General features: G+C 72.2%; 11 protein-coding genes. 3 read left to right on the forward strand and 8 right to left on the reverse strand.

Going from position 1 to position 13,481, the window contains the following annotated elements; all coding sequences use genetic code 11:
* Nucleotides 1-15 precede the first annotated feature (15 nt).
* Complete coding sequence (locus tag VIU94_RS26230; protein WP_331914752.1) at nucleotides 16-1,383, reverse strand: pyridoxal phosphate-dependent decarboxylase family protein; 1,368 nt, start codon at nucleotides 1,381-1,383, stop codon at nucleotides 16-18.
* A 188-nt stretch (nucleotides 1,384-1,571) separates the two neighbouring features.
* Here VIU94_RS26230 and VIU94_RS26235 point away from each other — a divergent pair, with 188 nt between their 5' ends.
* Nucleotides 1,572-1,997 carry an ester cyclase gene (locus tag VIU94_RS26235; protein WP_331914753.1) on the forward strand — a complete coding sequence of 142 codons (426 nt, stop codon included), beginning with the start codon at nucleotides 1,572-1,574 and terminating at the stop codon, nucleotides 1,995-1,997.
* Between the two features lie 25 nt (nucleotides 1,998-2,022).
* Here VIU94_RS26235 and VIU94_RS26240 read toward each other — a convergent pair whose 3' ends face one another.
* The 6 genes from VIU94_RS26240 to VIU94_RS26265 form a co-directional block, all read right to left on the reverse strand.
* Complete coding sequence (locus VIU94_RS26240; RefSeq protein ID WP_331914754.1) at nucleotides 2,023-2,784, reverse strand: GNAT family N-acetyltransferase; 762 nt, start codon at nucleotides 2,782-2,784, stop codon at nucleotides 2,023-2,025.
* An 81-nt stretch (nucleotides 2,785-2,865) separates the two neighbouring features.
* Nucleotides 2,866-4,113 carry an MFS transporter gene (locus VIU94_RS26245; protein WP_331914756.1) on the reverse strand — a complete coding sequence of 416 codons (1,248 nt, stop codon included), beginning with the start codon at nucleotides 4,111-4,113 and terminating at the stop codon, nucleotides 2,866-2,868.
* Nucleotides 4,110-5,435, reverse strand: coding sequence for a GH1 family beta-glucosidase (locus VIU94_RS26250; protein ID WP_414721015.1), 1,326 nt, complete (start codon nucleotides 5,433-5,435; stop codon nucleotides 4,110-4,112). Before VIU94_RS26250 ends, VIU94_RS26245 begins: the two co-directional genes overlap by 4 nt.
* Nucleotides 5,436-5,589: 154 nt before the next feature.
* Nucleotides 5,590-9,228: a tetratricopeptide repeat protein gene (locus VIU94_RS26255; RefSeq protein WP_331914758.1), complete on the reverse strand. Its 3,639-nt coding sequence runs from the start codon at nucleotides 9,226-9,228 to the stop codon at nucleotides 5,590-5,592.
* Nucleotides 9,229-9,262: 34 nt separating this feature from the next.
* Complete coding sequence (locus VIU94_RS26260; protein WP_331914759.1) at nucleotides 9,263-9,616, reverse strand: CU044_2847 family protein; 354 nt, start codon at nucleotides 9,614-9,616, stop codon at nucleotides 9,263-9,265.
* 40 nt (nucleotides 9,617-9,656) lie between these two features.
* On the reverse strand, nucleotides 9,657-10,745 hold the full coding sequence (locus tag VIU94_RS26265; RefSeq protein ID WP_331914760.1) for a mechanosensitive ion channel family protein: 1,089 nt from the start codon (nucleotides 10,743-10,745) through the stop codon (nucleotides 9,657-9,659).
* A 116-nt stretch (nucleotides 10,746-10,861) separates the two neighbouring features.
* Here VIU94_RS26265 and VIU94_RS26270 point away from each other — a divergent pair, with 116 nt between their 5' ends.
* Nucleotides 10,862-11,434 carry a GNAT family N-acetyltransferase gene (locus VIU94_RS26270; RefSeq protein WP_331914763.1) on the forward strand — a complete coding sequence of 191 codons (573 nt, stop codon included), beginning with the start codon at nucleotides 10,862-10,864 and terminating at the stop codon, nucleotides 11,432-11,434.
* Here VIU94_RS26270 and VIU94_RS26275 read toward each other — a convergent pair.
* Entirely contained in the window at nucleotides 11,412-12,614 is a 1,203-nt protein-coding gene (locus VIU94_RS26275; protein WP_331914761.1) for an erythromycin esterase family protein, read from the reverse strand. The two genes, VIU94_RS26270 and VIU94_RS26275, sit on opposite strands and share 23 nt — an antisense overlap.
* Nucleotides 12,615-12,672: 58 nt before the next feature.
* Here VIU94_RS26275 and VIU94_RS26280 point away from each other — a divergent pair, with 58 nt between their 5' ends.
* Nucleotides 12,673-13,404 carry a TioE family transcriptional regulator gene (locus tag VIU94_RS26280; protein ID WP_331914762.1) on the forward strand — a complete coding sequence of 244 codons (732 nt, stop codon included), beginning with the start codon at nucleotides 12,673-12,675 and terminating at the stop codon, nucleotides 13,402-13,404.
* Nucleotides 13,405-13,481 lie beyond the last annotated feature (77 nt).

The raw sequence follows: 13,481 nt of genomic DNA on the forward strand, positions 1-13,481 counted from the left end.
AGGGGTGACTCTGTATCAGGCGCCGGCGGCTGCACGTCGGATCGCGTCGAGCGTCCGTCTCACGTCGTCGTCGGTGGTCGACCAGTTGCTCACCGAGATGCGCATGACGCGTCTGCCGTGCCAGGTGGAGCCGCTGATCCACGCGGTGCCGTCGTCGAGCAGCCGGGCGAGTACCTGGTCCGTGCGTTCGTCGCTGCCGAACTCGGCGCAGACCTGGGTGAACGCAACGTCGTTGAGGACCGTCGCGCCGTCGATTCCTGCGATGCCGGTGGCGAACTCGGTGGCGTGACGGCACAGCCGGTCGACCAGGTCGGCCACGCCCGACCGGCCGAGGGACCTCAGTGCGGCCCAGACGGGGAAGGCTCGGCCGCGCCGTGAGAGCTCGGGGACCTTGTCGATCGGATCGCCGTGTTCGTGCTGGATGAGGTAGTTGCCGCGCTCGCCCATCGCCGCCCGGAGCGCGGATGGATCCCGCACGATCGCGAGTCCGCAGTCGTAGGGGACGTTCAGGGTCTTGTGGGCGTCCGTCGCCCAGGAGTCGGCCTCTGCGCAGCCCGCCGTCAGGTGGGCGTAGCGCGGTGAGGCGGCTGCCCACAGCCCGAAGGCGCCGTCGACATGGACCCATGCGTCTGCGTCGCGCGCGGCGCGAATGCTCTCGACGAAGGGATCGAACGCGCCGGAATGGATGTCGCCGGCCTGGAGGATCACGATCGTGGGGCTCTGCCCGTCGGCCGCCAGGGCGTGCCGCAGGGCTCCGGGCTCGATGCGTCCTTGATCGTCCGCCTTCACCAGGTCGGGCCTGCCCAGCCCGAGGTAGCGCAGCGCCAGGTCGATGGCCATGTGGCGGGCCTCGCCGGCGATGACATGTACCGGCGGGCCGCCGGTGAGGCCGTCGCGGGCGGCGTTCCAGCCGGCGCGGCGCAGCACCGCGTCGCGTCCCGCGGCGAGGCACGTGAAGTTCGCCATCGTCGCACCGGTCGTGAAGCCGACGGAGCTGTCGCTCGGCAGGCCGAGCAGATCGAGCAACCACGCGGCGGCGATGTCCTCCACCGCCGAGTACGCGGGTGAGGCCGCGCGCATCACGCAATTCTGGTCCCAGGCGCTGACCAGCCAGTCGGCGGCCAGCGCGGCCGGTTCGGTTCCGCCGACCACGAACCCGTAGAAGCGGCCGCTGGGGAACGCGGTGAGCCCCGGCTCACAGGCTGTGGCCAGCAGGTCGACGACGTCGGCGGGCGTGCTGGGGCCGTCGGGCAGATCGACGCCGAGCGCGCGTACGATCTCGTCGACCGAAGCGCGGGCGGGAACCGGGCGGTCGGACAGACTTGCCAGCCACCGGACAGCATGGTCGTAGGCCTGTCGGAGCGCCGCCTCGCGCGCGTCCATACCTCGGACTATGCGACTGTCGCCGCCGCCTCGCAAGCTCTGGCCGGCGCGGTCGAGCCGGCAGGCGCGGCCCGCCCAGCCCTCTGCTTCGTCCTCGACCTTCGCTCCAGGCTCCCCGGTGAGAAAATGGGGGAACCGGACGACATCAATCCACGACGCCACCCGGACACGAATCATGGAGGTGGATCATGGGAGAGGCGCGCGCGGTCATGGACCGTCTGACCGAGGCGGTGACGCACTCGGACCTCAAGGCCATCGCCGACCTCTACGCCGAGGACGCCGTCGCGAGCACCCCGGATGCGGGCGAGGTGCGAGGACGCGACGCGATAGTCGAGTACTGGCGCACGATGACCGACTCGATGCCGGAGGCCACGTTCACCTCGCTGAACAAGTACGAGATCGGCGACACCGCGATCGACGAGGGCGTCTTCAGCGGTGTGAACACGGGCCCGATCCCGCTCCCCACCGGGGAGACGCTGCCCCCGACGGGCAAGACCGTCAGCATCCTCGGGGTCGACTTCGCGACCGTCAGGGACGGCCGGATCGAGAGCTACCGGCTGTACTACGACCAGATGCAGTTCCTGGAGCAGCTCGGCCTGCTGCCGGAGGCCTGAGGTCCCTACGCGCGCTGTCTCGCGATCAGCTCCGCTCGAAGGTGTGAGAGCGGCCGATGACGGAGAAGCCGCGGCGCTCGTACCAGTGTCGTGGCCAGTCCGCCGCATCGGCGGTGAGGAACCGGGTGTCGCAGTCTTCGTCGGCGGCCAGGCGCAAGGCGGTGCACAGGACGGCATCGGCGTAGCCGCGCCTGAGGTGGGCCTCCGAGGTGATCAGGGACTCGAACTGGGCCATGCCGGTCGCCGGGTCCAGATAGAGGTCGGCCCATGAGGCGACCTCCCCGTCCTCCGCGCGGGCGCCGAGGAAGTGGACGATGTCGGCTCCGCGGCGGCGAGCCTCGCGTCGGTCGACGAGGTGACGGATGACCTCGTCGTCGGCGTCCGGAAGAAAACCTCGCCATCGCCGGGTGTGGGGGATGCGTGTCGCGTCGAGATCGATCACTTCCGCGGGCCCGCCGGCCGGCACGGGGTCTGCGTGCAGCATGACCAGAAGGGTGGAGTGGGTGTATCCGGCCCGGATCAGCGGTTCTGCGCATGCCCTTCCGGCTTCGTCGTCGAGGACGGAGATCTGTCGGTGGGGCAGATGCCCCAGCGCCTCCTCCACGATGGCGGGCACCGCCTCGGAGTCGACGGCCCTGTCGATGACGACCTGGTTGTCCGTGTAGGAGTGCGCGAACGCGTCGTCATAGACGGCGAACCCGCCCGGGAGGTCCACGACGCGCTCGGCCTGGCGGCGGGCGAAGGCGGACCGGAAGCAGTTGATTCGCTGGAGTTGTGAGTTGGGCATGGAGGAAGAGTAGGCAGCCGTGGACTGTGGCCGCCTTCGAATTCCCGCGCCGCCGCACAGCCAGGAGGGGCCCGAGCGCCCTCAGGCCACGCCTTGGATCTGCCGTACCAGCACCGCTCCCGCCAGCCCCACCCCCGCCGCCGTCAGGAAGAGCGCCGGGTAGCCGCCCACGTGGTTGACCAGCGGGGCGGCCAGTGCGGGCGCCGCGACCTGGGGCAGGGAGTTGGCGATGTTGATGACGCCCAGGTCCTTGCCCCGGTCGATCGCCTCCGGCAGGACGTCGGTCATCAGCGCGAAGTCGACCGATGTGAAGACACCGAATCCGATGCCCAGGACCGCCGCCGCCACGACCGCTCCCGTCCAGGTCTGCCAGACCGCCAGCAAGCCTGTGGCGAGCGCCATGAGTGCGCCCGACCACAGGACGAACGGCTTGCGCCGGCCGATCCGGTCCGACCAGATCCCGCCGACGACGACCGTGGCGAGCAGCGTCGCGCCGTTGACCGCGGTGAGGATGAGCACGCCGAAGCCGGGGTCGTCGTAGTGCAGGCCGTCGCGGAGGTAGTAGAAGAGGTAGAGCAGGACGAGGGAGTTCCCCAGGTTGATCAGGAACCGGGTCAGCCAAGCCCAGCCGAAGTCGGGGTGCCGGCCCGGGCTGATCCAGAAACCCGCCAGGAAGGGCCGCCACGCCCATGCGGGGCGGTCGGCCGGAGCGAGCCGCAGGTCCGGATAGCGCAGGACGTAGGGCGCGACGCCGACCAGGGTGAACACCGCGCACGCCGCGTATCCGCCGCCGACTCCGCCCACCGTCGTCGCCAGGCCCGTCCCGACGACCACGCCCAGGAGCTGGGCGGCCCCCAGCCAGCCGCCCACGACGCCGCGCTGGAGCCGCGGCACGCGGTCGGGCACCGCCGCCGTGACGGCCGCGAACGCCGCGTTCAGCGTCAGCTGCACCAGGCCCCAGCCCAGGAACAGCGCTCCGACGCCGTCCGCGCCCGCGAGCAGCAGCAGGGACAGTGCGCCGCCCACCGTGCCGGCGACGATCCACGGGGTCCGACGGCCGTGCCGCGACACCGTGCGGTCCGACAGGGCGCCGAACAGTGGGTTGGCCACCAGCGACACCACCGCGCCCACCCCGGTCACCCATGCGAGCAGGGACTCCTTCGGCATCCCGGAGGCCGGCGCGAACTGCTCGGCCTGCCGGGCGAGCAGGATCTGCAGGGGCCCGTACCAGCCCACCCAGATCGCACCGTTCGCCAGGGACAGAGCCGTCGTCCATCCCCGTCCGACCCGGTCGGCCGGCTCCGCGAGCGCCACGGCGGGCAGGGTCATGCGCGGTGTGTCCGCAGCGCGTCGCGCAGCCAGCGGTACGACGCCTTCGGCGTGCGCGTCTGGGTCTCGTAGTCGACGTGGACGAGGCCGAAGCGCTTCGTGTACCCCTCCGCCCACTCGAAGTTGTCCATCAGCGACCACACGAAGTAGCCGCGCAGGTCGACGCCCGCCTCCAGTGCCGCGTGCACGGCCCGCAGATGGCCGTCCAGGTACGCGATGCGCTCCTGGTCGTCGATGCCCTCGTACGCGCAACCGTTCTCCGTGATCGCCAACGGAGGCAGCCGATCGCCGTAGCGGTCGCGGAAGCCGACGAGCAGCTCGGTCAGCGCCTCGGGAACGACCGGCCAGCCGAAGTCGGTCACCGGAAACCCCTCGATCTCCCGGACGGAGAACGGGAGTCCGGGCGGCAGGGTGACGCCGGAGAACTCCGTGGAGCCGTCGTCCGGGCCGCCGGGCGCGCCCACCTTCGTCGGCTGGTAGTAGTTGATCCCGTACCAGTCGAGCGTGTCCTCAGAGATCACCTTCAGATCGGCGGAGACGTCACCGGGCATCAACTCGGCTATCCCCTCCGGGTATTCGCCGAGGATCAGCGGATCGGAGAACAGTCGGTTGAGGATCACGTCGTAGAACTCCGCGGCCTCCACGTCGGCCGGATCCGTCGAGGCGGGCCACGTGGGGCCGTGCGAGTTGGCGATGCCGATGTCCCGTACTCCTGCGGCGCGCAGGGCCTGGGCCGCCAGGCCATGGCCGAGCAGCTGGTGGTGTGCCACCGGCAGGGCGTCGAACAGCAGCTTCTTCCCGGGCGCGTGCGTCCCCAGCGCGTGCCCGAGAAGGGTGTGCTCGGCCGGCTCGTTGAGCGTGATCCACTTCGTCACGCGGTCGCCGAGCCGCTCGACGACCGTGGCCGCGTACTCGGCGAAGCGGGAGGCGGTGTCCCGTTCCAACCAGTCGAGCCCCACGGGCAGGTCCCAGTGGAACAGGGTCGGCACGGGCCGAATGCCCTGCTCGCACAGCTCGTCCACGAGCCGCTCGTAGAAGTCGAGCCCGCCCGGGGACTGGACGCGCGGCCACGACACGGAGAAGCGGTACGCGTCCACGCCCAGGTCCCGCAGGAGCGCCACGTCCTCCTGGTACCGCGCGACGTGATCGCACGCCACCACGGCCGTCGACCCGTCCCTGACGTTCCCCGGCTCCGCGGTGAACACGTCCCACACGGAGGGCCCGCGCACCTCGACGGCGCCCTCGATCTGGTGGGCCGACGTGGAGACGCCCCACAGGAAGTCACGCGGAAACACAGGAAGACGGTCCGTGGAATCTGACATGCCCGCGATCATGCTTACCGGCCAGTAAGAAGTCAATGGTGCTGCGTGAGACGGCAGTTGAGGACCTCAGGGTCAGAAGGCGGGAGCCCGCCATCGGCCCCGTTCCGCGGCGTCGCGGGCCCAGAGCCCGGAGTCACGTGCCGAGGGCTCGGCGTCACGTGCCGAGGGCCCGGCGTTCCGCTGCTTCGGCGCCCAGTTCCTCGTACACCCAGGGGTCGTTGCGGGGAGCCGTGTTGCGGGTCCACGAGGTGAGGAGGGGGCGGGTCTGCTTCTGGGCCTGGCGGAGGCCGAGGGCGCCGGCGCGGTGGTGCTCGACGGCGTTGTGGACGCGGGTCAGTTCGGTGTCCTCGGCGAGCGCGGACTGCGGTTCCACGGGCTCGGCGTCGAGGGACGCGTCGAAGAGGCGGATCGCCGCGTGGCGGGTGAGTACTTCGGCGCGCAGGAGGGCGGGCGCATGCGCGGCCTCGGCGCGGGCCAGGCGGGCCGCGCGGGTGAGGAAGCGAGCGGCCTGCTCGTACGCGTCCTGCTCGACGTGGAGGGCGCTGAGGTCGATGAGGGACTCCAGGGCCCTGGGGTGGTTCTCGGCCTGCTGCCACAGCTCGACCGCCTCGGAGAGGAGGTGGACCGCCGTGGCCGGATCCGCGAGGCGTGCGGCCATGGAGGCCGCGTTGGCGTAGTCGATCGCCGCGTTTTCGTGATTGCCGAATGCCCGCTGCGCCGCCGCTGAGCGGCGGTACAACTCCAGCGCCGCCGCGAGGTTCCCGGCGTTCTCTTCGGTGAGGCCGCACTCGTTGGCGGCCATGGCCCGGTACTCCGCGGTTCCCCAGCGCTCGGCCAGGTCCAGCGCCCTGCGGCCCCAGCGCACGGCGAGGTCGAGGTCGTCCGTACGGCGGGCGATGCGCGAGTTGTTGATCGCGATCGGCACGGCGGCGGCTCCGCGACCCGCCGATGTGAGCGTGGTGACCGCCCGGTCGCCCGCCGCCAGGGCCTCGGCCCACTCCTCCTGCTCCCAGCGGCAGAGACTGAGCTTGAACTCGGCCTCCGCGACCCGATCATGCAGCCCGTACTCCCGCGCGATGCCCGCGGCCCGGCGCGCGGCGTCCGCCGCGGGGCCGGCCGCCGAGGCCGAGCGCAGGGTGTCGGCGTTGAGCAGGCAGGCCTTCACGGCCTCCTCCGGCCGTCCCTGCCGCAGGTGCAGGGCGACGCGGTCCTCGTTGACGCCGACGATGGCGTCGAGCTCACCGCGCGCGCTGTACAGGACATGCAGGCCGACGGCCAGTTCGGCCGCCAGGTCCAGCCACTCGTTGTCCTTTGCGAGCCGTAGCGCCGCGTGGAAGCGGCTCGGATCGAGCTCGCCGGTCAGCTGCGCGCCGTACTCCTGGTCGGTGATCTCGGCCAGCCGGGCGCTCAGGTACGACACGCAGGCGTGCCGGAACTCCCGTACGGCGTCGGGCGGTTCGTCCTCCGCCAGGCGCTCGGCGGCGAAGAGCCGGACCAGGTCGAAGAGCCGGAACGTGGCCAGCAGCTCTCCCGCGGGCATGCGCACCAGCGTCGGAAAGGCCAGGCTGCGGTCCGCCAGCCGGTTGAGGAGGAGTTCCTGGCGCAGCGCGGGAGCCTGGAGGCAGTGGCCGAGTTCGGCGCCGGTCACCGCCGCTCCGGGGGCCGCGACGACGAGCCGCAGGACCCGGCGGGCGTCCGGGTCGAGGGCGTCGTGGCTGAGCCGGATCGCCAGGCGCACGGCGCGGTCGCCGTACGAGAGCGTGTCCAGGCGCGCCGACTCCTCCTCCAGGAGCTGGACGAGGTATGCGGGGGCGGGGCCCGAGGGGTGCGCCAGGCGCGCGCCGACGATGCGCAGCGCCAGCGGCACGTCGTCGCACAGGTGGGCCAGCCGGTGCAGCGCGGCCGAGGATCCGTCGCCGCCTGCCCCGAGGTCGCGGCCCTCCGCGCAGCGGGTGAGCACCTCCACGGACGCGCTGCGCTCCAGCGGTCCGACCTCGAAGACGAGTCCGGGGTCGGCGTAGCCCTGCGCGCGGTCGCGCGAGGTCACGATGATGCCGCAGCCCTCGGGCGCCGGGGTGAACGGCCGTACGTGAGCGGCGTCGCGCGCGTTGTCGAGGACGAGGAGGACGCGCCGGCCGGGCAGTTGCGCGGTGAACGAGGCGATCAGCCGGGCGTCGTCCATCGCCTCGTCCCCGAGGTGGAGCCCGAGCGCCTCGGCGAGGATCCGCACGACCGTGCGGGCGTTGCGGCAGGCCTCCGGCACCAGGCCGTGGAGATCCACGTGGAACACCCCGCCGGGGAAGGCGGGGGCGAGGGCGCGGGCCGCCTCGACGGCCACGAGGGAGGCGCCCACGCCCGGCTGCCCGGAGAGGAACGCCGTCGCCGCACCGTGTTGCGTCATGCGCCGATCGATCGCGCCGACGACGGCCGCCACCAGCTTCTCGCGCCCCGCCGTGCGCGGATCCGGCCGGGGCAGCCGGCTCATCTGGGCGGCGACCGCGCCGAGTTCGGGCCGCCCGGGCACCGGGCCGCCGGCGGTGGCCGGGTCCCGGCCCGCGACGCTCTCCCGCTCCCCGACGGTTCCGCCCGGGTGTCCCGGCTCCAGGTTCCGGGGAGTGGTGAGCACGACCTCCGTCGACGCGGAGCGCACCCCGGGCAGCCGGGACAGAAGAGCGTGCAAGAACCCCGACAGCGGCAGCGCGCCCCCGCCTTCCAGCGCCTGCCGCAGGAACCGACGGCACCCCTCGGACAGCTCCGCGAGAATGCCGTCCCCCAACTCCCGTACGAGGAGCTGGCGGAGCCCTGCCAGGAAGGCCCGCGCCGCGTGGCCGGACAGGCCGTCGTCCGGATGTGCGCCGGGGAACGGCGCGGCCCAGCGTCCGACCGCCTCCTCGTGGTCGGCGAGGCTCGGCAGCAGGACACGAGGCTCCAGGCCCCGCAGCCGGAGGCGGTTGCGCAGACCGTCGGCCTCCCGCGCGCTCCAGCCCGCGCCGATGGCCTGTGAGACGAGCAGGTCCAGGGCTTCGTTCGGCGCGCCCATACGGCGGCAGGAGTGGTCGAGGGCGGTGAGGACCAGCGCGGCTTCCCGGGCCGCCTCCATGGGGCCGACGCCGTCCGCCCGGGGGAGTGCGGCGGCCGCGGGGAGCCCGTGGGCGGACAGCACCGTGCCGACCCGGTCGCCGAGCACCAGTCTGCGGCGCACGCCGAGCCCGCACGAACCCTCGAGCAGTCGGGTGAGGTCCTCGGTGCGGGCCACCCAGACCGAGTCCCGCAGCCAGTTGTCGGCGCTGTTGTAGCGGGCCGAGACCACGCCGAGCACGAGCCCGTCGCCCATGCGGACCACCGGCGCGCCGCTCATGCCGGGCACCACGGAGGACGACGAGAGCCTGCCCAGCGCGACGCCGTCCCGTACCGTCCATCCCTGCCATTCGCCCGTCGCGTTCAGGAACGCATAGCTGTGCCCGGGGTCGTCCACCCCGGCAAGGCCGGTGACGAGCGTCTTCGTGGGCAGGTCGACCGCGTCGGTCGGCGCCCATCCGGCGACCGACTCCTCCAGGGGCGTCGCCCTGCGCAGTACGGCCAGGTCGCACGCGGGGTCGACGGCCCGGACCTCGGCGGGCGCGGACGGCCCCGAGCGGCCCAGCGCGTCCGTGCGGATGAACGCGCCGACGTCGCCGCAGCCCAGGCTGTCGAGCACATGCCACGCCGTGACCAGCACGCCGGGCGCGACCTGGAAGCAGGTGCCGACGGGGACGGCGTCCTCGGTCAGCACGCGGCCCAGACTCCCCGGCACCCGGGGATGGTGAACCGAACCGTTCATCGACGGACTAGGCCGAGGTGTCCGCCGGGGCGTCCGCGGCCGGCCCCCGGTAGGTCATCCGCACCACCAACGAGGCCTCACCGGAGGCCCCTGCCACGATGACGTTCCCCTGGGCCGAGAACTTCAGCCCGAACTCGACCTCGACCTGCTCGGGCCGCACCGCACGGTCCTTGAGCCGCCCGATCCCCTCCGCCGCGGACGTCGCGATCGCCACGACCGCGTCCTGAGCGTGGTCGAAGGCGTCCACGACATGCCTGCTCGCGCCCTGGAGGCGCGAGGTGGGCTCGGAGCCGGCCACGGGCACCGTCTCCACCAGCAGTTCGACGTCTCCCACGCGCACGGGGAGCAACCGGTTCGTCATCCCGACAACTTGTCACACGGCTGGGCGTCTTGTCCCCGGATCATGAGCCTCCGCCTCGTAGGGCCTCCGCATCGCGACTCGGCGGCCTGTGCGGTTCGGTCGCCTGTGCGGTGATCACGCGGGGCAGGGCGCTCGGGTGCTCCCTCGCGAGCCAGCCGACGAGTTCCTCGCGTACGGCGCAGCGGGTCGTCCACAGGTCGTCGGAGTCCTTGGCGGTCACGATGGCGCGGACGGTGATGCCGGTGGGCGAGGTCTCGGTGACCGACAGGTCCCAGCTCCGGCTGTCCCAGGTGGAGCAGGAATCGAGGAACTCCCGCAGGTGGGCGCGCATGAGCCCGACGGGCGTGGAGTGGTCGCAGTGGACGAACACCGTCCCCGTCATCTCCGCGCCGCCGCGCGACCAGTTCTCGAAGGGGCGGGAGGTGAAGTACGAGACGGGCAGCGTGACCCGCCGCTCGTCCCAGGTCCGGACGGTGAGGAACGTCAGGGTCACCTCCTCCACGCGCCCCCATTCGCCGTCGACGACGACCGTGTCACCGATGCGGACCATGTCGCCGAACGCGATCTGGAAGCCGGCGAAGACGTTGCCGAGCGTCGACTGGGCCGCGACTCCGGCCACGATGCCGATGACCCCGGCCGAGGCGAGCAGGGACGTACCGAGCGTGCGGAACGTGGGGAAGGTGACCAGGGCCAGCGCGGCCGCGAGCACCCCGACGGCGACGGACACGCCCCGCATGAGCAGCGTGACCTGCGTACGCACCCGGCGCACCCGCGCCGGGTCGCGGGACCGCCCGGCGTAGCGCGCGTACGAGGACTCCACGACGGCCGAGACCACCCGGACCGCCAGCCAGGCCCCGCCGCCGATCAGGCACAGCAGAAGCACATGGTCCACCCCTTCGGAGCGGCTTCGCAGCGCCGGCCACCCGGTCAGGGGATAGGTCCACCTGATGAGCGCGGCGAGCAGGACGACGTACAGGGGAGTGCGGCAGCGGCGCAGCAACCCCCACAGCGGAGTCTCGGGATGGTGCGCGTCCACGTACCGCGCGAGGAGGTCCGCCGCCCGACCGACGGCGAGCGCTGCGAGCGCGCAGCCGCCGAGGACGATCGCCAGTCGCAGGATGTTCTCCATGGCTCCCCAGTCGATGAGTCGGGCAGGTTCGTTCCTTCGTCTCACCGCCGGATGGGCGGCCAAACGTCGGGACACGGGCCGGGCCGGCCTCCAGGGCGTGCGATAGGTTGCCCGCCATGACTGGACTCGGACCCGAGGCATGGCCACCCGCCCCGATAAAGACCGAACGGCTCGTGCTCCGCGAGTCCGAGGCGCGAGACCGCGCGGCGTTCATCGAACTGTTCGCATCGCCAGAGGTGGGCGTTTACGTCGGTGGCCCTCGACCGCGTGATGAGCTCGAACGCGCGGTGCCCGAGGTGCCCGGGCGGCGCCCCGGACTTTTCGTGATCGAGTTCGACGGAGCGATGATCGGCATGATCACGCTCGATCGGCGCGATGCAGAGCGTCCGGGCCACGTCCGTCCGGATGCCGGTGAGGCGGAGCTCGGTTACATGTTCCTGCCGGAGGCGTGGGGATGCGGGTACGCCGCCGAGGCGGGCGCAGCGGCACTCGGCTGGTTCGCCGACGCGCTTCCCGGCGAGCCGGTGGTGCTCTGCACCCAGAGCGCCAACGACCGCGCGCTGCGCCTCGCGGCGAAGCTGGGGTTCACGGAGGTGGAGCGGTTCGAGGAGTACGGCGCCGAGCAGTGGTTCGGCGTGTGGTCCGGCGTCGCTGTCGGCCTGGGCGCTAGCTCTGCGGGACGTCCTTGACGAACACGATGCCGTCGCTGTCCGCCAAGTGGGCCGGATCGAGGGGGGCGTAGCCGAACCAGGGGGATACGCGGGGCGCGGGCCGCGTGTCGCCTAGGGCGGCGGCCAGGCGGGAGGCACCGACGACGCAGCGGTCCTCCGGGAGCGCGTACAGGAGTCCTTCGACGGTGTCCGGCGGCGGGGTGTCCACTCCTTGGTGCCGGATCGTGCCGAGGGCCGTGGCCACGAAGGCGTACGCCTCGCCCAGTTGGGCGCTCACGAGCGCGCCGGCGCCCCACCATTCCACCGGGCGGCCACCCATCCGCATCGTGCTCTTGTTCCGCTGGAGATGGCCGTTGTGGGCGTGGACCAGTGCCGGGGCCCGGTCGGCGATGGCGAGGAGATTGTCGGCCATCATCTGGTCCCGCACGCTCACGAGCCGCGTCATGCGGCCCGTTGAGGTGTCGGCCATCCAGAAGTGGTAGCGCAGCAGGCCGAGGGCAGTGCGTCCGTACAGGCGTGCCCGGTCCCAGCCGTCCCGCGAGGTCGTCTGGAGCAGATGCGGAGTCTGCTCGTCGAGCAGCGCCACCAGATCGTCGGCGAGCACCCGCAGCTCACCCGCCTCGGCCGACCGCCCCACGGACTGGGCCGGGTCCATCATCGCTGCCGGGTCGGGCCACCGGTCGTCGGCGCCGAGCAGGCGGTCGAGCGTTTCCTTGGTGCAGGGGAGCAGGTCCGCGTCCACCCGGGCCGAGAGGTAGTCGTGGAGTGCGCTGAGGGCCTGCCGGGGGCTCGCGGCGCCGGTCATCTCCAGCGGGCCGTCGAAACCGGCGAAGCGGAGCCGATCGGCTGCCGGCCGACCGTCGTTGAAGGCGCGCATCCAGCGCACGAGCTCGCGGTTGGCCGCGGACGCGCCCCAACCGTGGCTGAATCCCTGCTCCATGACCTCGTCGAGCGTGCCGGTGCCCGAGGTGACGTAGGCGTCCACGATCAGGCCCCTCAGGCAGTCGCTCTCGATCGCGATCGTCCGGTAGCCCTCCTGCTCGACCAGCTGCCGGAAGAGCTCGTTGCGCAGGTCGAGAAGAGCGTCCTCGCCGTGGGTGGGCTCGCCCAGGGCGAGCATCCGCGGCCGGACCGGGAGCAGCCCCATGACGGCGGCGGCGTCGACGGCATGGGCGGTGTCCTTGATGTCAGTAGCCATGCCTTCAACGGTATCGTTGAACCTTCGATTGAAACTTTTCCGCGATATCGGCAGGACCATGGGACGAAACCTTCAAAGCGATGAGCGACTCCGGCCGGTTGATCTGGCACGCGAGCACGGTCTGTCCACGCAGGCGATCAGGAACTACGAGGAGGCCGGCATTCTTCCGGCCGCCGGTCGCACACTCCACGGCTACCGCACCTACACGTCGCTGCACGCGGCAGCCCTGCGCGCGTTCCTCGCCCTGCTGCCCGGCCACGGCCACCAGACGGCGACGTCGATCATGCGGGCGGTCAACGAGGGCGCGACCGACGAGGCGTTCCGCCTCATCGACGAGAGCCACGCCCAACTCCTCGACGACCGCCGAACCCTCCAGGCCGTGGAGAATGCCCTCCGCGACCTGGAGCCCATCACGGCCCCCGACCCGGCCGCGCGCCCTGGGCCCGGCGGCACGTTCATCGGCCCGCTGGCAGGGACGCTCGGAATCCGGCCTGCCACGCTGCGCAAGTGGGAGCGCGCCGGGCTGGTGCGCCCGCGCCGCGACCCGCTGACCGGGTACCGCGTCTACGACGAGGCCGCCGTACGGGACGCCCGCCTGGCCCACCAACTCAGGCGCGGCGGCTACCTGCTGGAGCAGATCGCCCCGCTCATCGCCCAGGTGCGGGAAGCCGGCGGACTGAAGCCACTGGAGGCCGCAATGCGCGACTGGCACGCCCGGCTGTCCGCCCGCGGGCGCGCGATGCTGACCGGGGCCGCCGAACTGGAGGCGTACCTCCGCAAGCGCGGCTGAGACTTCGGTGCCGGCCGTCGCCGGCCGAAGAGAACAACGGTCGCCAGGCGTCAGCCTGTCTCCTCGGGCGGCGTGGA

Source organism: Streptomyces sp. (genome assembly GCF_036566765.1).
Taxonomy (GTDB): domain Bacteria; phylum Actinomycetota; class Actinomycetes; order Streptomycetales; family Streptomycetaceae; genus Streptomyces.